General features: G+C 38.5%; 18 protein-coding genes. 7 read left to right on the forward strand and 11 right to left on the reverse strand.

Annotated features, from left to right (window positions below; translation table 11 throughout):
- Positions 1–10 precede the first annotated feature (10 nt).
- The gene (locus tag MKL38_RS06395) at positions 11–2,473 is read right to left on the reverse strand and encodes an acyl-CoA dehydrogenase (RefSeq protein WP_270902840.1); all 2,463 of its coding nucleotides are present in this window, start codon (positions 2,471–2,473) and stop codon (positions 11–13) included.
- A 282-nt stretch (positions 2,474–2,755) separates the two neighbouring features.
- Positions 2,756–3,769 (reverse strand): lipoyl synthase, encoded by a 1,014-nt coding sequence (gene lipA, locus MKL38_RS06400; protein WP_003650609.1) that lies wholly within the window; start codon positions 3,767–3,769, stop codon positions 2,756–2,758.
- Between the two features lie 196 nt (positions 3,770–3,965).
- Here lipA and sthA point away from each other — a divergent pair, with 196 nt between their 5' ends.
- On the forward strand, positions 3,966–5,378 hold the full coding sequence (sthA, locus tag MKL38_RS06405) for a Si-specific NAD(P)(+) transhydrogenase (protein ID WP_003650611.1): 1,413 nt from the start codon (positions 3,966–3,968) through the stop codon (positions 5,376–5,378).
- A gap of 243 nt (positions 5,379–5,621) precedes the next feature.
- Here sthA and MKL38_RS06410 read toward each other — a convergent pair whose 3' ends face one another.
- From MKL38_RS06410 to map, 4 genes are all read right to left on the reverse strand, one after another.
- Positions 5,622–6,836, reverse strand: coding sequence for an MFS transporter (locus MKL38_RS06410; RefSeq protein ID WP_270902841.1), 1,215 nt, complete (start codon positions 6,834–6,836; stop codon positions 5,622–5,624).
- Between the two features lie 177 nt (positions 6,837–7,013).
- On the reverse strand, positions 7,014–8,360 hold the full coding sequence (locus MKL38_RS06415; RefSeq protein WP_209831201.1) for an MFS transporter: 1,347 nt from the start codon (positions 8,358–8,360) through the stop codon (positions 7,014–7,016).
- Positions 8,361–8,775: 415 nt separating this feature from the next.
- Entirely contained in the window at positions 8,776–9,846 is a 1,071-nt protein-coding gene (locus tag MKL38_RS06420) for an OmpW/AlkL family protein (protein ID WP_003650621.1), read from the reverse strand.
- A 207-nt stretch (positions 9,847–10,053) separates the two neighbouring features.
- A complete protein-coding gene (map, locus tag MKL38_RS06425) occupies positions 10,054–10,878 on the reverse strand; it encodes a type I methionyl aminopeptidase (protein ID WP_004790999.1) in 825 nt (274 codons plus the stop codon).
- 210 nt (positions 10,879–11,088) lie between these two features.
- Here map and rpsB point away from each other — a divergent pair, with 210 nt between their 5' ends.
- The 6 genes from rpsB to MKL38_RS06455 all read left to right on the forward strand — a co-directional run bounded on the left by rpsB (position 11,089) and on the right by MKL38_RS06455 (position 15,463).
- Positions 11,089–11,841 carry a 30S ribosomal protein S2 gene (rpsB, locus tag MKL38_RS06430; protein ID WP_002118204.1) on the forward strand — a complete coding sequence of 251 codons (753 nt, stop codon included), beginning with the start codon at positions 11,089–11,091 and terminating at the stop codon, positions 11,839–11,841.
- 137 nt (positions 11,842–11,978) lie between these two features.
- Entirely contained in the window at positions 11,979–12,854 is an 876-nt protein-coding gene (gene tsf / locus MKL38_RS06435) for a translation elongation factor Ts (RefSeq protein ID WP_151743292.1), read from the forward strand.
- A 65-nt stretch (positions 12,855–12,919) separates the two neighbouring features.
- Positions 12,920–13,405, forward strand: a complete 486-nt coding sequence (locus MKL38_RS06440) for a DUF3465 domain-containing protein (RefSeq protein WP_270902842.1) — start codon at positions 12,920–12,922, stop codon at positions 13,403–13,405.
- Between the two features lie 104 nt (positions 13,406–13,509).
- The gene (locus tag MKL38_RS06445) at positions 13,510–14,334 is read left to right on the forward strand and encodes an AraC family transcriptional regulator (RefSeq protein WP_270902843.1); all 825 of its coding nucleotides are present in this window, start codon (positions 13,510–13,512) and stop codon (positions 14,332–14,334) included.
- A gap of 93 nt (positions 14,335–14,427) precedes the next feature.
- Positions 14,428–15,144, forward strand: coding sequence for an AzlC family ABC transporter permease (locus tag MKL38_RS06450; RefSeq protein ID WP_270902844.1), 717 nt, complete (start codon positions 14,428–14,430; stop codon positions 15,142–15,144).
- A 1-nt stretch (position 15,145) separates the two neighbouring features.
- Positions 15,146–15,463 (forward strand): AzlD domain-containing protein, encoded by a 318-nt coding sequence (locus MKL38_RS06455; RefSeq protein ID WP_270902845.1) that lies wholly within the window; start codon positions 15,146–15,148, stop codon positions 15,461–15,463.
- Positions 15,464–15,507: 44 nt separating this feature from the next.
- Here MKL38_RS06455 and MKL38_RS06460 read toward each other — a convergent pair whose 3' ends face one another.
- The 5 genes from MKL38_RS06460 to MKL38_RS06480 form a co-directional block, all read right to left on the reverse strand.
- Entirely contained in the window at positions 15,508–15,957 is a 450-nt protein-coding gene (locus MKL38_RS06460) for an Mpo1 family 2-hydroxy fatty acid dioxygenase (RefSeq protein ID WP_004643497.1), read from the reverse strand.
- Between the two features lie 570 nt (positions 15,958–16,527).
- Positions 16,528–17,139 carry a septal ring lytic transglycosylase RlpA family protein gene (locus MKL38_RS06465; RefSeq protein ID WP_045430069.1) on the reverse strand — a complete coding sequence of 204 codons (612 nt, stop codon included), beginning with the start codon at positions 17,137–17,139 and terminating at the stop codon, positions 16,528–16,530.
- 289 nt (positions 17,140–17,428) lie between these two features.
- On the reverse strand, positions 17,429–18,430 hold the full coding sequence (gene mltB, locus MKL38_RS06470; RefSeq protein ID WP_004643496.1) for a lytic murein transglycosylase B: 1,002 nt from the start codon (positions 18,428–18,430) through the stop codon (positions 17,429–17,431).
- A gap of 19 nt (positions 18,431–18,449) precedes the next feature.
- The gene (gene rodA / locus MKL38_RS06475; RefSeq protein WP_270902846.1) at positions 18,450–19,592 is read right to left on the reverse strand and encodes a rod shape-determining protein RodA; all 1,143 of its coding nucleotides are present in this window, start codon (positions 19,590–19,592) and stop codon (positions 18,450–18,452) included.
- Between the two features lie 127 nt (positions 19,593–19,719).
- Positions 19,720–20,370 carry a hypothetical protein gene (locus tag MKL38_RS06480; protein WP_017391955.1) on the reverse strand — a complete coding sequence of 217 codons (651 nt, stop codon included), beginning with the start codon at positions 20,368–20,370 and terminating at the stop codon, positions 19,720–19,722.
- Position 20,371: the final 1 nt, after the last annotated feature.

The following is a 20,371-nucleotide window of genomic DNA, read 5'->3' on the forward strand; positions in this document are numbered from 1 at the left end:
GCATCAGTCACTAAATTTGATGAGGGTTCGATAAAGGAAGATCTTTATTTAAGTTTTCATCAAAAATATCTGTAAGCATGCTGTCGAATCGAATTGCGTTGTATTGCAATAATTGTTGAGCTTCGCTTTCAGAAATGAAACCTTCTTTTATCGCGTGTTCAATATTCTCTTCGAAAGTAAGTCCTTTAAATTTCCCTTTAGATTCAGCTTTTTTAAACTTATCCCAAAGTGGTTCAAGGGTTCGTAAAATTTGGAATGTATGCTCTAAACGACCAGTCACATCATCGGCTTTGGTTGAATAAAATACGTGATGTTTAAGCTGTTCTCTAAAAGGATGCTCTTGCATCATAAGTTCAGCAACTTGCTTTTTTAACTCATCATCGGGTTTTGAAATGACACGACCAAAAGGGAAACAGATCCATTTTACAAATGCTGCTGGGAGTTTAGCTGGGAAGTTTTCAAATAAGCCCCAAAATGCTTCCTGAATATTCAAGAAAGCTTTTTGCAGAGCTAATTTAGCGTGAAGTTGTTCAGCTTCAGTTTTTTGACCAGCTTCATAAAACTTTAAAATTGCAGTAGAAATAAAGAGGTGAGCATGAATATCTGCCAAGCGTCCTGATAACATTTCTTTGCGTTTCAAGTCTCCTGCAAGTAAGCCAAGCGCCATATCTGCAACTAAAGCAAAGTTGGCACTAAAACGGTTAATCGTCTTATAGTAACTGGCAGTAAATTGATCTACTGATTGAGGAGCATCGCTTGAACCACCTGTCCAACCGTAAGCAAAGGATTTTGCTCCGCGGTTAAAGGTATAGGCTAAATGTTTAAATAACAGATCATCGAATTTTTTGACTGAAGTGCTTTTATCTTCAGACTGAAGTAGTTGCAACTCTTCAAAAAGGTAAGGGTGACAACGCATTGAACCTTGTCCAAAAATCATCAATGAACGAGTTAAAATATTTGCGCCTTCGACTGTAATTGCAATTGGAATTGCTTGATAGGTGAGTGCAAGGAAGTTACGTGGCCCAAGTTGAATTGCACGTCCTCCGGCAATATCCATTCCGTGATTGACAACTTTGCGCATCGTTTCAGTTGCATAATATTTTGCCATAGCGGTCATCACGGCAGGTGTTCCACCTTGATTTAATCCGCAAGTAACTAAATAACGGAATGCCTCAAGCATGTAGGCATCACTTGCAATTTCACTGGTAGCTTCTTGTACACCTTCAAATTTACCAACAGAGATATTAAATTGCTGGCGAATTTTTGCAAAAGCTCCTACGGTGAGGTAGCTCATTTCACCTGCAGCTGTTGCTAGAGCTGGAAGGGAAATACCACGGCCAACACCTAAGCACTCCATCAGCATGCGCCAGCCTTTACCAGCATTTTCTTGTCCACCAATAATCCAGTCAATTGGAATAAAAACATCTTTTCCTTCTACTGTTCCATTCATAAATGGAGAACCTGGAAAATGACGCGCTCCTATTTTTATGCCTGAATGACTTGCAGGAATGAGTGCACAGGTAATGCCGTATTCTGTTTTATTTTTATCGCCGAGTAGACCTTCTGGGTCATAAAGTTTAAATGCGAGGCCAACAACGGTGGCAATCGGAGCAAGCGTAATCCAGCGTTTAGAGAAATTCATGCGAAGACCAAGAACTTGAGCACCTTCATATTCGCCGTAACAAACAACGCCTGAATCTGGAATGGCACCTGCATCTGAACCCGCTTCTGGACTGGTTAAACCAAAGCACGGAATTTCTTCACCTTTGGCAAGACCGGGTAGATATTGTTGTTTTTGAGCATCGGTACCGTAATGCATAAGCAGCTCACCCGGTCCCAACGAGTTTGGAACCATACAACTCACCGCAGTGGTGAGTGAGCGTGAAGCAATTTTGCTCATAATGCGACTTTGTGCGAATGAACTAAATTCTTTACCACCAAAAGACTTTGGAATAATGAGGCCTAAAAAACCTTTATCTTTAATAAATTGCCAAACTTCAGGAGGAAGATCTTTTAAGTGATGATGAATTTCCCATTCATTGAGCATGCTACAAAGTAGTTCAACTTCATTGTCTATAAAACTTTGCTCTTCTTCTGACAAAGTTGGGTAGGGATACTTTTCAAATTGAGACCAATCAGGTGCTCCCATGAATAACTCTTTTTCCCACCAACTGGTACCAGCCTCTAAAGCCTCTTGTTCGGTGGTACTAATGCTCGGCATTGAATTCGCTAAAGTCTTATAGGCTGGCTTGGTAATTAGGTTAAATCGTAAAGGCTCAACTAAAATAATGATGCTGAGCGCAATAATTGGAATACCTAAAAGCAGAGACCATGGTGTTAGCAAGAACGCCGAAAGTATGGCAACAATAATGGCCACACCGCTACCAAGAACTTTATTTAAGTTAAAAAAGAAAATTGCCCATACTGCAATAAGCTGAATAATAATACTTAATATAAAGAGTAGGAAAATCATACTTGCTCCTTTCTAGCTAAGCCCTCAAGTGGATGAAGTTACAAAAGCGAGGAGATATTTAAGGCTTAACTAGCTATTTTGTTGCTGTTTAAATTTGAGTTTTTATGTCGCAAATATTGATGTATATGCTAGAGCAGGGATATATCGTACTTTTAGGTATAAGATATTTTTGAGTGAAAGTGTAAGGGGTTATTTTATTGATTTGTCAAGAAATGTTATTGATTTTCTTATACAAATAAAAAGCCCTCTAATACAGAGGGCTTTTTATAGATATTTAATTTATTAAGCTTCGACGACCTGAACAGCAATTTTCTTAGCAGGGTCTACTTTACGACGAACTTCTGGTACTGGTTCACCATGGTATTGACGATCAGCAAAGTAACTTGAACGAACCATTGGTGCAGACCAAATATTTCTAAAACCAAGTTTGCGGCCATGCTCTGCATAACGTTCAAACTCTTCTGGTGTTACAAAGCGGTCAATTGGTGCGTGTTGTTTAGAAGGCTGTAAATATTGACCAATAGTGACATAGTCCACATCATGAGCGCGTAGGTCATCAAGTAATGCAATGACTTCTTCTTCAGTTTCACCAATACCCACCATCAAACCACATTTTGTTGGGATGTCAGGGCAATATTCTTTAAACATTTTGAGTAAGGTTAAAGAATGTTGATAGTCTGAACCTGGACGCATGGCTTTATATAAGCGAGGTACAGTCTCAATGTTATGGTTAAATACGTCTGGCGGACATTCAGTCATAATGCGTAAAGCAATATCCATACGTCCACGGAAATCTGGTACTAAAATCTCAAGCAATGTAGTTGGACTAAGCGCACGAGCTTCTTTAATACAGTCCACAAAGTGTTGTGCACCGCCGTCAAGCAAGTCATCACGGTCAACAGAAGTAATTACTGCGTACTTGAGTTTCAGATTGGAAATGGTTTCTGCCATGTGACGAGGTTCGTCAGCATCTAATGCATTTGGACGACCATGTGCAACATCACAGAAAGGGCAACGGCGTGTACAAATATCGCCCATGATCATGAATGTTGCCGTACCGCCACCAAAACATTCTGGGAGGTTAGGACAAGCTGCTTCTTCACAAACGGTATGGAGTTTTTGAGCACGTAAAGTCGTTTTAATACGCTGAACTTCTTCTGGTGCCGTCATCTTGACACGAATCCAGTCAGGTTTACGCGGCACTTCAACCGTAGGTACAACTTTTACAGGAATTCTTGCGACTTTTTCTGCGCCACGAAGTTTTACACCCTGTTCAGGTTTACGGTGTTCTGACATATTTAACTTTTCCACTCGTTTATAGAGACATTGACATTGTATTATAGCGAAGTTCTTCAGTTAATAGCGGAAAATAACTATTCATATAATAAATGTGGTTATTCAGAAATATAGGGTTGAGAAATACATAAATTCACCGCATATTAGTCATAATCTATTATAAAATATGGTCATTCAAGAGAGGAAGGAGCTTTCAATGCCACGTAAAAAAGAGGTCGTTAGTGGGAATTTCGTTAAATACGATGCGGTAGTTCTCGGTTCTGGACCTGCAGGTGAAGGCGCGGCAATGAAGCTTGCAAAAGCGGGTAAGCGTGTTGCAATTGTAGATGTGCGTGATCAACTCGGTGGTAACTGTGCGCATGTAGGAACCATTCCAAGTAAAGCATTACGTCAAACAGTTTCTAGTATTATCCGCTATCAGCGTGATCCAATGTTTCAAAAAGTAGGTGAATGGAAACAGTTCACCATGAAACAGGTTTTGCGTAATGCACATAAAGTGATTCAACAACAGGTTGATACACATACACGTTTTTATGACCGTAACAAGATCGGTGTATTCCACGGGCGTGCATATATTCAAGATAAAAATACAGTTTTAGTTTTTAGCCATGAAGGCATTAAAGAAACAATTATTTGTAAACAAGTTGTGATTGCGACAGGTAGTCGTCCTTATCATCCGCAAGGTCTCGACTTTGACCATCCTCGCGTATTTGATTCGGACAAAATTCTTGATCTTGATTACTCAATTCAAAAAATCATTATTTACGGCGCAGGTGTTATTGGCTGTGAATATGCCTCAATCTTTATTGGTTTAGACCATAAAGTTGACTTGATTAACACACAGCAAAAACTACTAAGCTATTTAGATGATGAAATTGCTGATGCTTTGTCTTATCACTTACGTGAACAAGGTGTATTAATTCGTCACAATGAACAAATGGATCATCTTGAAACGTTTGATGACCATGTGGTTCTACATTTACAAAGTGGTAAAAAGATTAAAGCTGATGCCATTCTTTGGTGTAATGGCCGTTCAGGTAATACGGAAGGCTTAGGCCTTGAGAATGTTGGGTTAGTACCAAATAGCCGTGGTCAACTTTCAGTAAATGATCAGTACCAAACTGAAGTTGAAAATATCTATGCTGCTGGTGACGTGATTGGTTGGCCTTCCTTAGCTTCGGCTGCTTATGACCAAGGGCGCTGTGCTGGCGCAAACATGAGTGGTGAAGATGCTAAACCAGTACGAGACATCCCAACTGGTATTTATACCATTCCGGAAATCTCATCAATTGGTAAAAATGAACAGGAATTAACGGAAGAGAAAATTCCGTATGAAGTAGGTCAAGCATCTTTCCGTCATTTAGCTCGTGCACAAATTACGGGTGATACAGTGGGTGAGTTAAAAATTCTTTTCCACCGCGACACAATGGAAATTTTAGGTATTCACTGTTTCGGTAATAACGCTGCTGAAATTATCCACATTGGGCAAGCAGTTATGCACAGCCCAAACAATACCTTGAAATATTTTGTTGAAACGACATTTAACTATCCAACAATGGCTGAAGCATATCGCGTAGCTGCGCTCAATGGTATGAATCGCTTGTTTTGATTTTAAATAAGTTTTTAATAAAAAAGCCCGCAAATCTGCGGGCTTTTTTATTTGCATTAGATCATAAGATTTTTATATTTTTATGACAGTTCTAATGAGTGATTTACGTGCTTTATATTTTAGTGGGCACAAAACGCTTGGTTAAAATATTCAAATAAATCCGGTGTCTGTTTCCATAAAATTATAGAAAGTACCAAAAGCGCAGCTATGATAAAAGTCATAATTGTTTTCAAAAGTAAGGCATTATGCGTCATGAATAACTGCCCCCTCATTAACAAAGAAGTGTACGATCACTCCTAGTATACTTAAGGCTATAGAACATAGCCAAATCGCATTGTAATTACCTGTTAAGTCATGGTTAACGCCGCCAAGCCATCCACCAAAGAAAGAACCGACTTGATGGGTGAAAAACACAATACCACTCAGCATCGAAAGATATTTAACGCCAAACATATTTGCCACAATGCCATTTGTGAGCGGAACTGTAGAGAGCCATAAAAGGCCCATAATGACGCCAAAAGCATATACCGTATAAGTGCTTAAAGGTAATAGTAAAAAGGCAATGATTGCGATGCCACGGCTGCCGTAAAGCGCCATTAATAATTTAGGTTTCGAGAAACGATCTCCTAACCAACCAGCACCGTAAGTTCCCACTACGTTAAATAACCCCACCAATGCCAGAAATACAGTGCCAGTAGCCGCGTCAAATCCATGGTCGATTAAATAACCTGGCAAGTGAACGCCTAAGAAGACAACTTGGAATCCACAAACTAAAAAGCCTAAAGCTAACCACCAGAAGGGCTTATGTTTTCTGGCAATGTTAAGCACTTGTTTAAATGTGAGTTGAGGCTGAGCAATTGCTTTTGGTGTTTGATTGCTTGACCCTTTTAACATAAGCGCTAGCGGAATAATAAAAGCAATTAATAGTGCACTCACCATTAGGGCTGCTGACCATCCCACTGTTTTAAGTAAGAGCAGGGTAGATGGCAACATAATGAACTGACCGAAAGATCCGGCAGCACTCGCAATACCCATTGCCATGCTTCTTTTTTCTGGTGGAGCAGCTCGACCTACTGCACTGAGTAAAACCGTAAATGAGGTTGCTGATAAAGCTAAGCCAATAATTAGCCCCAGACTTAAATTTAAGATTAATACGCTTGAACTAAAAGCCATTAAGAGTAAGCCGAGGGTATAAAATAGCCCACCAATGGCGACCACAATTTTACTACCATATTTGTCTGCGATTGCGCCGGTAAAAGGTTGAACGACTCCCCAGATCAAGTTTTGCATAGCAATCGCAAGACTAAAGACATGTTGCCCCCAACCAAATTCATGACTCATCGGTACCAGATAGAGTCCAAAACCATGTCTGACTCCTAGAGAAAGAGCTAGAATAATTGCACTGCCAATCAACATATAGATGAGGGGCTGAGAAAATTGATTGCCAGTTTTAGTCATGATTAATGGAAAATTATAATAATGTGATGATTTATTGTAGAAGATATATCGAGTAATATCGATATGTTTGGATAGAATATTTAAGGTGAGCTAAAGAGTAAGTAGGGTTGTATTGCTTTGTGAAAAAAAGAAAAGAAGCAGAGCCTATTTGATCTCTGCTTCTTATAAACAATAAAATTAAGCTGCGGAATTGCGTTCAAGTAATGCTTGTTCAAAAAGAACTTGTTCTTTTTCTTTATGTTCGGTGGTGAAACGAATTAAAATTACGCTACAGCCTGCGACCATAACTAAACCACCTAAAATAAACAAACAAGTTTGAATATCAAGCAATCCTTTGAGCAAGAACCCTGCTGCGACAGCACCAACGTTACCACCTGCACCAATAATTCCTGCAACGCCGCCTAATGCATTACGGTCAATAAATGGTACGAGTGCATAAGTTGCACCACAAGCCATATGAGTAAACAGTGCAAAAATGGTCATAGAAATGATTGCAAGGGCAACCACATTCATTTGTGAGAAGAGTATTAAGAATAAACCTTCACCTAAAATCATGAGTACGAGTACTTTTGTACGACCATCTAATCCTTTTTTGAGTGCAACTTTATCGGAGATGATCCCGCCAAGTGCACGAGCAAATAATGCCAGTAAACCAAATATCCCAGCAGTTAAACCAGCAGTTTTCAAATCCATTTTGAACTGATCGACATAGTACATTGCTGCAACGTTATGAATAAAAATTTCAATACCGAAGCATGCGCCGTAAGCTACAAATAAAATCCAGACACGGTAGTTGCGAGCGGCTTGCATTAAAATTGCTGTACCGCCTTTTTTACCACTACCAACATCAATGCCTTGCGCGCGGACTTCTTTAAAGTTTCCTTGAGGACAATCTTGAGTTAATTTCCAGTAAAGGATGCCGACAATAACCATCATTACGCCGGGTACAATTAATGCCACACGCCATCCCATGGCTTGCTCAACACCAAACATCACAATGGCACCGAGCAATAAAGGCATTAATGCTTGAGTTGCACCCCCACCAGCATTTCCCCAACCAGCCGCTGCTGCATTTGCTGTGCCTACAACGTTAGGAGCAAACATAACGCTTGTATGGTATTGCGTAATTACGAAGCTTGCGCCAATTGCGCCAATGAGTAAGCGAAAGAACAGAAAAGATTCATAACTATTGGCAGCAGCTACACCAAATACTGGAATACTGCCAACTAATAGGAGGGTGGTGTACGTAATACGTGGACCATATTTGTCGCAGAGTGGCCCGACAATAAGTCGAACTAAAATCGTAATGGCGACAGCAGCAATATTAATATTGGCAATTTGGTCTTTTGTTAAGCCAAACTCACCTTTAATAACGGGCATTAATGGTGCACACGCAAACCATGCGAAGAAACATACAAAGAAAGCGAGCCATGTCATGTGGAAGGCACGCATTGCTGGAGTTGAAAAACTGAATAATTTAATCTCAGTTGCTTTTTTTGCATCTAGATTTACATTTGAAGACATACGCCGTCCCCCTGAACTGAACGAAATTTAATTTGCATGGCAATAAGTTGCCTATCTGCAGACCGATCAGAGCGGACATCGTTGGCCGTCTTGGTTTATTCATTGAATCATCATTGATTCATTATGCAGTGAATAAAGCAAAGAGCGTGCCAAAAAATGAATTTTACTAAAAAGAAAAAATTACTTTCTAATTTTATTAAGTTAGTTTGTGAAGATAAAAATAACTAAAAAAAGAAGATCGAAACGAGAGGAGGGTTATAAGAGTATAGGGAGTTAGTTTTATCTGTTGTGTTTATAAAAAATGCTCATTTTTTTAGCATTTTGATTTAAAAAGAAGCAATTTGTAGATGTTTATAGATTGAAAGAAAGCTATAAAAACGTGCATAAGTTTTTATAGCTTTATATAAAACAAAAGTTAGAAGCGGTAACCGATCCCTGCATAACCTAAAATTGGGTTAATTTCGATGTCTGCTTTTGCATTAATTAATTCGCCATATTTGGCGTCGCTCACTGTAATGGTCGTATCTGTTTTTAAGTGAGCATAAGAGACAGAACCTACAGCGTACCATTTGTCATTAAAGTCATAGGTAAATCCTAAAGTTGCTACTGGAGCAATAGCATCGGATGCTTCAAGGTCAACTTTTGGATCACCAGAGCTAGTTTTTCTTTCTAAAGCAGCTCCTGATTTACCATCTTTAATATTCACAATCATATGGCCAGCATTGACTAAATCTTTCTCAATTTCTGGGTTCATTTCTAATTCGCTAAAATAGGCATACATCACACCTAGACCTACATAAGGTCTAAATTTATTTACGCCAGTTTTGCCGAAATGATATTGAAATTCAAATGCGGGTGTCCAAGCGCGTGCTGAAGCGGCACTTCCATGTCCTTCAAGATCTGTAATGAAAAGATTATTTTCAAGTTCCATCGAACCAAGGATTCCACCAGCAGGTTTTGCAGTAGCAGAAAAAGGTGCATAAATTTTACCTTTACCCTGTAGATCAACTTTAGGGGGAATACCAGCTTTTAACTCCAATGAAAAATTATCTGTAAAAAAGTAATTACTCATGAGTCCTAAGGTAGTAACGTCATCGGCCTCTAGCCCTGTATTCTCAGCTTCCCACTGACTTAAACCGCGAATTTCAGCTGTTCCACTTAACCATGCGGGAATAGTATCAGTACCTAAACCAATAACATCAATGAGCTCTTCCAGCACAACATTACTATTACTGTCCGAAATATTATCTTGAATGGTTTTTACTTTAATATCTCCGACCTTAGACTGCTCATTCTCTTTAACAGAAGTATTAATTCTGAAAGGTTGAGCTTTTCCTGTAGGCTTGACATATAAGGGACCAGCAGAGACTGAAAAACGTTTGAAGCCATCACCATCTTTTAAACTAAAATATGGGGAAGCGGCAGAGGTGACTGTTGGCAGAGCAAAAAAGGCAGCTGTCATACAAAATAATGACTTTTTCATCATAAAAGGACTCCATGTCCGACATTTGTTTACTGATTTTTATTGAGCCAACCATACCGCGTTTTATTAAAATGATTGTTTATTAAAAATTAATAATTGTAATTTTTTTTGAAATAATTGTTTATATTTAGCAATATTTATTAATTAAAAATACATAATAAATAATAAAAGGCTACATAAAGTAGCCTTTTATTAAATGTAGTTAAACTATTAGTTGAAGCGAGATAAGTCTTCTTCAGGGCGTGCAGTTAAAACTTCAATGCCCGTTTGAGTCACTAAAATAGTATGTTCATATTGAGCTGAAAGTTTATGGTCTTTCGTTACCACAGTCCATTTGTCGCCTAACAGTTTAGTTTGCCATACGCCTGCATTTACCATTGGTTCAATGGTAAAAGTCATACCTGCTTCCAGACGCATACCAGTACCGGCTTGACCATAATGTAATACTTGAGGCTCATCATGGAACACAGTTCCAATACCGTGACCACAATATTCACGTACTACACTAAAACGCTCTGATTCGACATATTTCTGGATTGCATGGCCGATATCACCTAAATATGAACCATCTTTAACAGTTGCCATACCTCGGTACATTGCTTCTTGAGCAACTTTACATAGACGGTTGGCTAAAATAGAAGTTTCACCACCGACGATATACATCATGTTTGTATCGCCGTGATAACCATCTTTAATCACAGTTACGTCAATATTCAGGATGTCGCCATTTTTTAAGGTTTTATTTTCAGAAGGAATGCCATGGCAGACAACATGGTTAACCGAAGTACAAATAGAGTGCTGAAAAGCAGGGCGTCCAGGAGCGCCACCATAGCCGACACAGGCAGGAATAGCATGTTGTACATTTTCAATGTGATTACGACAGATGGTATCAAGTTCTAGTGTGCTCACACCGGCTTTAATATAGGGCTTGATCATCTCTAGAACTTCAGCCGCCAGTCGTCCTGCAATGCGCATTTTTTCAATTTCATCTGGAGTTTTGATTAATCGACGTGGAGCTGTATAAGTACTGTTCATGATCTCTAAAAACTTTTGGTAATTTACAAGTGTCTATGGTATAAATAGCCGCCCATTTTATCAAATGCTTTTCGTGAATATCTTTTACGAACAATTTTGATAGATGGGGTAAAAAATCCGCACATATATCGTCACATTACTCTGGGTGCCTGTAAAAGGGTGGAGAATGCGGATATATGGAGGCCTAACCCAAACTTTAAGGTAAAGAAAATGGCAGATTACAACGTAAGCATGCGCGACCTTCTTCAAGCTGGCGCGCACTTTGGTCACCAAACACGTTTCTGGAACCCAAAAATGCGTCAATACATTTTTGGCGCGCGTAACAAAATTCACATCATCAACCTTGAGCACACTGTTCCTGCGTTAAATGATGCTTTGAACTTCGCTAACCAATTAGCAAGCAAAAAGAACAAAGTTTTGTTTGTTGGTACAAAACGTGCTGCTTCTAACATCATCCGTGAACAAGCTCAACGCGCTGGTCAACCATATGTAGATCACCGCTGGTTAGGTGGTATGTTGACGAACTGGAAAACACTTCGCCAATCTATCAACCGTTTAAAAGATCTTCAAACTCAATCTCAAGATGGTACTTTTGCTAAGCTTACTAAACGTGAAGCTTTAGAACGTGCTCGTGAGATGGAAAAACTTGAGCGCTCTTTAGGCGGCGTTAAAAACATGGGTGGTTTACCTGACGCATTATTTGTAATCGACGTTGATCACGAAGCGATTGCAATCAAAGAAGCGAAGAACTTAGGTATTCCTGTTATCGGTATCGTTGATACAAACTCTAACCCAGATAACGTTGATTACGTTATTCCGGGTAACGACGATGCGATCCGTGCAGTAACTCTATATGCTTCAGCTATGGCTGACGCAATTCTTGCTGGTAAAGAATACGCTCAATCTCAAGCGAACGCTCAAGCAAAAGGCGATGACGCTGCGAAAGACGCTTCTGAGGCTTAATGCGTTTTGACGCAGGCTTGTCATTTTTGCGACATGTAATGGTGGCAAATTAAGCGTCGAGAGTGCAAACGGCCCAGAGTTTCTTTGGGCCGTTTTTGTTGAAAAGATTTATTTTCTACCGATTTTAGGAGATCAACATGACTGCAATTACTGCAAGCATGGTAAAAGAATTACGTGACCGTACTGGTCTTGCAATGATGGAATGCAAAAAAGCATTAACAGAAGCGAACGGTGACATCGAGCTTGCTATTGATAACCTTCGTAAATCTGGTCAAGCTAAAGCTGCTAAAAAAGCAGGTAACATTGCTGCTGACGGTGCAATCACAATCGTTCAAGAAGGCAACAAAGCAATTTTAGTTGAAGTTAACTGTCAAACTGACTTCGTTGCTAAAGACGAAAACTTCTCTAACTTCTCAAAAGCTGTTGCTACTGCAGCATTAGCTGCTGGCGAAACTGATGCTGCTAAAATCGCTGAATTAAAATTAGCAGACGGTCAAACAGTTGAAGAAGCTCGTATTGCACTTGTTCAAAAAATCGGTGAAAACATCCAAGTTCGTCGCGCGAAAATCGTTGAAGGCGAAAACTTGGCTATCTACAAGCACGGTTTAAAAATCGGTGTTGTAGTTTCTTATACTGGTGATGCTGATACTGGTAAAGGTATTGCAATGCACGTTGCTGCATTCAACCCAGTAGCTGTAAATGCTGAAGCTGTTCCTGCTGACCTTATCGCTAAAGAAAAAGAAATTGCTGAAGCGAAAGCGTTAGAATCTGGCAAACCAGCTAATATCGTTGAAAAAATGGTAACTGGTTCTGTTGATAAATATTTGAACGAAGTTGCTCTTGATCGTCAAATGTACGTAATCGACAACGACAAAAAAGTTGCTGATGTATTAAAAGCAACTGGTACTACTGTTGCTAACTTCGTACGTTTCGAAGTTGGTGAAGGTATCGAGAAGAAAGTAGAACTTAGCTTCGCTGAAGAAGTTGCTGCTGCTCAAGCTGCTGCGAAGTAATTCGTATCACGATAAAAAAAGCCCCTTTGGGGCTTTTTTTATCTCAACTAAAATGAGGGCTTAGCATGATAAATAAAAAAAATCTTAGTATTGGCAGTGTCATTATTTTATTGGTTGCTGGATATTTTGGTCTAGATTTATCTGGGCATAAGCAAAATCAATTACCGTCAACAACCATACCCGAAGCCCAGCATACAGAAACTACATTACCAAGTAATGGAGTCGACAACATAAAAGCTGCTCATGAGCAGAGACAAAGTAATGTTCAAGTGCAGGGAAGTGGTCGAGTAAAAGCAATTTTAAAAGATGATAATGATGGGTCGAGACACCAGAAATTTATTCTTGTTTTAAAAAATGGCCTTTCAATTTTAGTCGCACATAATATCGATTTAGCACCTAAAATTCCTAATTTAAAAAAAGGTGACGTGGTAGAGTTTTATGGCGAATATGAATACAACCCTAAAGGTGGTGTATTACACTGGACTCATCGTGATCCACAAAGTCGTCATGAAAGCGGTTGGCTCAAACATGATGGGCAAATCTATCAATAAAGCCGAATAAACGAATAAAGAGATTGTTTTTATAGAGCAATTTTATTCTATTCAGTTTCTTAAAACATGCTATGGTTTTTTTATTGAATGGATGAGACGTATTTATGCAGCGGGAGCAAGCCGATTATCTGCATGTGCGAGAGCTGGGCGGTTTAGAGTTATTAAAAGCACATTATCACCAAACGCAATTTTCGAAGCATACTCATGAAGGCTATTGTATTGGCGTGATTGAAGAGGGTGCACAGTCTTTTTTTAGGACAGGCCAGCTACATGTAGCTCCCAAAGGCGATATTATTTTAGTAAATGCTGACGAGATTCATACGGGTTCATCTGCTGTTGAGTCGGGTTGGCGATATCGGGCGATTTATCCCACACCTGAAATGTTGGCAGAAGTCAGTCAAGATTTTTTTGAAAATTCACGTGGGGCGCCGTGGTTTCCTCAAGCTGTGATTCATGACTTGGGTTTAGCGCAACAATTTTGTTTACTCTTTGATTTATTGGAACAAAAAGATAATTTCCTACTCAAAGAAACAATGTATTTGTCTACTTTAGCCTGTCTAATGAAGAGACATGGTAAATCCAATCAGACTTTTTGTGAGCTGCCAGAGGCATATTCAAAAATATTAAGAGTTAAAGAGTTGTTGGTAGAAATGCCTGAAACGAATTTTTCTTTGCAAGATCTGGCTGACATGGTGGGCTTGAGCGCATGGCATTTCTTAAGACAATTTAAAAAATATGTGGGCTTGCCACCTCATGCTTGGCTTGTTCAAGCGCGCTTACAAAAAGCAAGACAATTATTAAAACAGGGTGATCAAATTGCGATGGTGGCACAGCAGTGTGGCTTTTCTGATCAAAGCCATTTTAATCGCCACTTTAAAAAAGCAATGGGAGTGACACCAACTCAATATGTAGCTAGTCTAAATAACTAAATTATTAAAAATTTATTTACAGCAATTTTATTCAATATAAGTCGGCTCTCATCAAGCATTTTATAGAGATGCTTCTTATATTGGATTCTATATATGAATATTCAGCTTAATCAGTCGGTTGAGTTTCCAAAAAATAGGCGATCCTATCTTTTTTTGCGCGGTGCAATGGATATTTTACCGTTGTCAATTTCTGTTATTCCATGGGCAATTTTAGCAGGCTCTATGGCAATTCATGCAGGTTTATCTTTCTATAAGGCGCTTGCGATGTCAGGAATTGTCTTTGCTGGAGCAGCACAATTAGTTAGCTTAAGCATGGTCATGGAAGGTGCATCCACTTTTACAATTTATGTGACGATTTTCTTTTTAACAGCTCAGCATTTTATTTATGCATTAACTTTAAGAAATGACATTTCTATTTTGCCTCTTTCGAAACGATTAAGTTTGGGTTTTTTATTAACAGATGAATTATTTGCGGTATGTGCATCCGGTGAAAAAAGGCAGCCAGAATATCTGTTGGGTGCAGGTCTATCTTTTTATTTATTCTGGGTAGTGTTTAGCTTGGTAGGAATACTTTTAGCAACAGTGATTCCTGATTTATTAAATTATCATTTAGATTTTTCAATTGTGGCTATTTTTGTTGCCATGATCGTACCGTTATGTAAGGGGTTGCCTGTACTTGCTGGTGTGCTAATGACCTGTTTTAGCGGATTTTTCTTTAAATTTTATCAGGTTGAAGGGGCGATTTTACTTTCAGGATTACTAGGGATGTTGGTTGCTGTGTTAACTGAAAAAATAGAGAAGGAGCGATAATATGTCCTGGTTCATGATTTTAGGCTTGGCAGCAATCATCTTTTTTAATCGTTATTATTTTTTAGAGCCTAACGTTAAAATTAAACTGCCTCTTATTATGAATAAGATGCTTAATTATTCTGCTCCCTGTTTATTAACAGCAATTTGTATTCCGATTGTTTTTTTTGATGGCGATAATTTAAAAGGAGTTTTAGATAATTCTTATATTTATGCAGCAATCTTTGGTATTGTGATTTCCATTTATCTAAAAAGAGTGCTTTTAAGTGTTGTCGCTAGTTTAGTTTTTTTCTATTTTATAAATTTTCTAATAAATCAGTAAAATGTAAAAAGCTGAATCGAGATGATCCAGCTTTAATTTAATCATTAGGAAAGAGCGTGTTTTTGTCTGCTTTTCCATTTAGGTAAGATTTTTCCTAGATAGGCATCCATGCACCAAACTGGTCCAATCAGTAGAAATTGTAAATCTTTAAAGAAAGATGGCTTTTTGCCCTCGATTTTATGGCCATAAAACTGTCCGACCCAAGCAACTACAAAAATAGCGATATAAAATCCTACTCCTACAGGTAGGGTGTAAATAAGCCACGCCATAACCACCAGTAAAGCAGCCATTGCAACAGCAAGTACAAGATCTAAACGTGCATAAAATACGAGAGTTAGTACAAGTAATAGAGCTGTGAGTAAAGCGCTGAAATGGGCAATGATTCCAATAATAGAAAATAAAATGGCAGGAACGCAGAGCCAGTGAATTTGTTTGTTGGTTGGGTTTTGATGGCTTTCGCTATATTCATCAAACCATTCTGTAATGGATTTCATTAATTGCACACTCCTTGTTTTAGCTTTGATTTATTTTTTCTGAGTATATTTTATCCTGTTCTTAAGGTAGGCGACAAGAAACCGGTATTATTCAACTATAGGAACTTGGCAATAAAGATTTAAAAAGAACATGAGAAAAACGTAATGTCTGGGTGATAGAAAAAGTACTCAATGTAACCTTGAGAATGATGCAATATTTCAGAATATTTTTTATAGGTTGCTAAATGATGAAATCATCAAAAAAAGTGTAATTTTGAGATAGGTGGGAAAATTGTATGAAAAAGCTCTACTCATCTACTCTAAAAACGCCATAAATAGCCCTAATTTTAGAGAAATGGTACTAGGGTAGCGCGAATTTAGTAAAGTCGCTCTAAACGCAATTTAGAAGCAAAATAAGCTTGGATAAGATAAACGTACTTTTTTGTGTAAAAAATATTCAAATTTAAGGGTGGAGAAGGGCTAAAAAAGATAATTTTTTAAACCTAAGTTAGAAATTATTTTTATAGTTTAAAACATAAAAAAGCCGCAGAAAAAATTGCGGCTTTTTACATGAACTCTAGAGGCTATAACTTATGAAGTTGGACCATCAACACGTTCAATATTTACTTTTGCAGTTCCAGCATTGGTAATGCCAAGACGTTTAGCTGCACCGTATGATAGGTCAAGTACACGATTGCCATGGAAAGGACCACGATCATTTACTTTTACAACCACACTTTTACCATTGTCTTTGTTGGTTACTCGGATGTAACAGTTCAATGGTAGGCTACGGTGAGCAGCAGTGAGAGCATTCATATCGAATGTTTCACCATTTGCTGTTTTACGACCATGGAATTGACGACCATACCATGAAGCCATGCCAGTTTGGCTAAACTTACGAACAGTGTTTGAAGCTACTGTGTTAAGTTTTTCAATCACTGAAGGCTCATCTTCAGGGATTTCAATTTTTGCTGCGATAGCTTGGCGACGAATTTGGTCGCCAGAACGTTCAGTGATTGAAAGACTGTTAATATTAGAAAAACGAGAATTAAAATTTTGAGTATCTTTACTCAATACACGAGCTGCTAAATTAGAGCCATCTACATCATTATTTAATGATGAAGATTGCACCATTTCAGCGTGCAATGGGGCCATACTTAAACTAGCCGTCAGTGCAAGAACGTATTTCAGCGATAACTGCATTTGTATAAACTCCTGAGAACATGTACTTTTTTCTTTCAGTGATTGACTGAAATTTAAAGTGAACATGTCTGATTATTCACTTTTGCAATTGCTACATTGGGGTGGATAATATTCATCGCTTACGGAGAGTGTCTAGTCTTTAACGAGAAATCGTTACAAAAAGGGCAAAAACTTACAGTTATGGGTTAAAAAATAATCAAAAGTGTAACAAAATATTAAATTTGTGCGCATTGTGACCTATTTAACAAAAATATTTATTGACTTTTACACAACTCACAAAAAAGCTAGCCTATCGGCTAGCCACCTCAGTGCCTAATAACCATACAGCAGTCGCATACATACGACTCTTATTATAGGTCGTAATCACTTGAAAATTCGGGTAAGTTAAATAGTAAATTGGTCCGTTATAGTCTTGTAATTGAATAACATTCACCATATCCAGATCATCAATTTTAACTAAAGGATTTAATGGTGAGACACCTAGTGTCTTTAATGCACCATATGGAAAAGGCTGAGTTAAATCTTTAGCAATAATACTTTCCGGATTTGATCCCGTGTAACGTGCCATAAAGCCGATAGGTTGATCGCGTTGCCATCCTTGTTTTGCTAAGTAGTTTGCGATTGAACCAATTGCATCTTCCGCAGAGTTTCTTAAGTCGATATGCCCATTACCGTCATAATCGACACCATATTTACTAATATTGCTCGGCATAAACTGTGGATAGCCAATTGCACCTGCGTAGGAACCTACAATACTATTTGTTGGGTAACCTTCTTTATAAGTCCATGCAATAAGAGCAGCCAACTCATCGCCAAAATATTCAGCACGGCGAGGGTAGCCAAAAGCAAGTGTGGCTAAGGCATCACGTGTAATAAAAGAACCTTTATTCGCGCCATAACCTGTTTCAACACCTAAAATGCCCAAAATGACAGCTTGAGGTACACCATATTGTTGTTCAGCGCGGTTTAAAGCATCTGCATATTGGTTTTTAAAACGGACGCCACGTTGAATTGTCCCTTCAACCAAAAACATAGAACGATAGTCATACCAAGGTTTGCTTTCCCCTGGACGAGTCATAATATTTAGAATGTTTGGTAAATTCTTTGCACCACTCATGGCTGCATCAACTTGATCGCCACTTAACCCATAAGCGCTCATCGTTTTTTGTTTAAAATTTACATAATCAGGATGTGTTGCAAAATCGTTGGCCTGAGCGAAGTGACTTGTACTGATTAAACCAGTACACAAAGCGAGCATTTTTAAAGTTTTATTTAAGTGTTGAGACAACATATCGTTTTAAAATTCCAGATTATCGATGTGTATGAATGGACATGACTAAACCAAAGGTGGCCATTAAAGTAATAATAGCTGTTCCGCCATAACTCATAAAAGGTAAAGGAACACCTACTACAGGTAAAATACCACTGACCATTCCCGCATTTACAAATACATAAACAAAAAAAGACAAACCAAAGGCGCCAGCAACTAAACGACCATAGTTATGGAAGCTTTGTAAACCGATTTGGAATGTTCTAAAAATAATAGCAAAATAAAGAATAACTAAAATAAGTACACCGATGAGCCCAAATTCTTCGGAATACGCAGCAATAATAAAGTCGGTATGACCTTCGGGTAAAAAGTGCAAATGTGATTGAGTTCCTTCAAGAAATCCTTTACCTGAAAAACCACCAGAACCAATCGCAGTCTTAGATTGAATAATATTCCAGCCTGTACCGAGTGCATCTGCCTCTGGGTCAAGCAACGTTAAAACCCTTTGACGTTGATAGTCGTGTAAAAGAAACTCCCAAGCAATCGGAATGATAATCGTAGCACAGGCTCCTGCGGCACCGATCATTCGCCATGATAGTCCACTTAAAAATAAAACAAATATGCCGCTTGCTAGCACTAACAGTGATGTCCCTAAATCCGGTTGTTCTGCAATTAATAAAAAAGGAATACCAATTAACATTAATGATAAAACAACTTGTGAAAAGCTAGGGGGAAGGGGTTTACGTGCTAAAAACCATGCAACCATCATGGGCATGCCGATTTTCATGAACTCACTGGGTTGGACACTTCCGAAACCGGGAATATCAATCCAGCGCTGAGCACCCATTCGGACTTCGCCAAACACCATGACTGCCACAAGTGAAAATAAGCCAAACAAATAAAAATATGGAGAAAAAGCTTGATAGACCTTGGGTGGAATTTGGGCTAGACCAAACATAACTAAAAAGCCAATACCAAAACTCATGGCTTGTTTACTCACTAACCCTACATCCTGTGCAGAAGCACTATATAGTACGGTTAAACCTAATAGAGCATTTAAGAGCAGAAATAGACATAACCAAGGGTCAATATGGAGTTGTTGCCACTTTGACGGTTGCATAGCGGTGCTAAGACCATCTCGAGGAGCTTGGCGTAAAAATTTATATTGTGGGCTAGGAGACATGCGGCGTTAACTAAGGTCAATCAGTGCTTGGCGCATGCTAACATAAACGTGGTGAATGGCAATGTATATCAATATTTTGCAATAAAAAAACCTAGCTCTCGCTAGGTTTCCGATAGTCTATTTTTTATTAGTTAAAGAATAGACCATCATGGTATTCAGCCATCGCTTTAAGTTCAGTGCGATTTAAGCTTGGAATCAGTTTGTCGATTGCAATGTGAACAGCTTTTGTTACAGCTGCTGCACCAATATCCGCTGCTTTACGCTTGATCATACCGAGATCTAATGTCTTGTTAAAATCAGACATGAAGTGTTTGATCATCGCATCGCCGAATTGTTTATATAATTCAGCTAAAGCAGCTTTATTAATGTCATTGCCGGCTTCAAGCTCAGTAAAGTTATGCTTAAGGTTGGTCACTAAACCTGCATCTAAATTTACGCCTACTTTATATTGACCTTGTGGGTCTTTAAATAAGCTTTTTTCAGAAAACTCTACTGACTGTTTAACCACATCATTTGGTGCTTTGCTTAGCAATTGCTTTAAAAGAACAGCAACAGTTGATTTGACATAGCCTGCTAGTTTTTCGGCAGTATCGCGCTTTTCACTTGCAGGAAAATGCTGAACTAACTGAATCAAGACATTATCAATAATTTCTTCATTAAGTTGTAAAGCAATCTTATCGCGAAGTGGATATAAAGGTTCACTAGAATTTTTATTCGCAATTCCAGTCTGCATATCGTTCAATAAGCCTTCAGAAGGGGTAAAACCAAAAAACGGCATG

Origin of the sequence: Acinetobacter sp. AOR14_HL, assembly GCF_027855175.1 — a bacterium.
GTDB lineage: Bacteria > Pseudomonadota > Gammaproteobacteria > Pseudomonadales > Moraxellaceae > Acinetobacter > Acinetobacter calcoaceticus.

What these genes read in the sequence shown, in the direction of transcription:
- MKL38_RS06450 (WP_270902844.1), top strand. Translation starts at nt 14,428, where the DNA reads ATGAATATTCAGCTTAATCAGTCGGTTGAGTTTCCAAAAAATAGGCGA.
- tsf (WP_151743292.1), top strand. Translation starts at nt 11,979, where the DNA reads ATGACTGCAATTACTGCAAGCATGGTAAAAGAATTACGTGACCGTACT.
- MKL38_RS06440 (WP_270902842.1), top strand. Translation starts at nt 12,920, where the DNA reads ATGATAAATAAAAAAAATCTTAGTATTGGCAGTGTCATTATTTTATTG.
- MKL38_RS06445 (WP_270902843.1), top strand. Translation starts at nt 13,510, where the DNA reads ATGCAGCGGGAGCAAGCCGATTATCTGCATGTGCGAGAGCTGGGCGGT.
- map (WP_004790999.1), bottom strand. Translation starts at nt 10,878, where the DNA reads ATGAACAGTACTTATACAGCTCCACGTCGATTAATCAAAACTCCAGAT.
- rodA (WP_270902846.1), bottom strand. Translation starts at nt 19,592, where the DNA reads ATGTCTCCTAGCCCACAATATAAATTTTTACGCCAAGCTCCTCGAGAT.
- MKL38_RS06420 (WP_003650621.1), bottom strand. Translation starts at nt 9,846, where the DNA reads ATGATGAAAAAGTCATTATTTTGTATGACAGCTGCCTTTTTTGCTCTG.
- MKL38_RS06410 (WP_270902841.1), bottom strand. Translation starts at nt 6,836, where the DNA reads ATGACTAAAACTGGCAATCAATTTTCTCAGCCCCTCATCTATATGTTG.
- MKL38_RS06460 (WP_004643497.1), bottom strand. Translation starts at nt 15,957, where the DNA reads ATGAAATCCATTACAGAATGGTTTGATGAATATAGCGAAAGCCATCAA.
- MKL38_RS06465 (WP_045430069.1), bottom strand. Translation starts at nt 17,139, where the DNA reads ATGCAGTTATCGCTGAAATACGTTCTTGCACTGACGGCTAGTTTAAGT.
- MKL38_RS06395 (WP_270902840.1), bottom strand. Translation starts at nt 2,473, where the DNA reads ATGATTTTCCTACTCTTTATATTAAGTATTATTATTCAGCTTATTGCA.
- rpsB (WP_002118204.1), top strand. Translation starts at nt 11,089, where the DNA reads ATGGCAGATTACAACGTAAGCATGCGCGACCTTCTTCAAGCTGGCGCG.
- mltB (WP_004643496.1), bottom strand. Translation starts at nt 18,430, where the DNA reads ATGTTGTCTCAACACTTAAATAAAACTTTAAAAATGCTCGCTTTGTGT.
- MKL38_RS06415 (WP_209831201.1), bottom strand. Translation starts at nt 8,360, where the DNA reads ATGTCTTCAAATGTAAATCTAGATGCAAAAAAAGCAACTGAGATTAAA.
- lipA (WP_003650609.1), bottom strand. Translation starts at nt 3,769, where the DNA reads ATGTCAGAACACCGTAAACCTGAACAGGGTGTAAAACTTCGTGGCGCA.
- MKL38_RS06480 (WP_017391955.1), bottom strand. Translation starts at nt 20,370, where the DNA reads ATGCCGTTTTTTGGTTTTACCCCTTCTGAAGGCTTATTGAACGATATG.
- sthA (WP_003650611.1), top strand. Translation starts at nt 3,966, where the DNA reads ATGCCACGTAAAAAAGAGGTCGTTAGTGGGAATTTCGTTAAATACGAT.
- MKL38_RS06455 (WP_270902845.1), top strand. Translation starts at nt 15,146, where the DNA reads ATGTCCTGGTTCATGATTTTAGGCTTGGCAGCAATCATCTTTTTTAAT.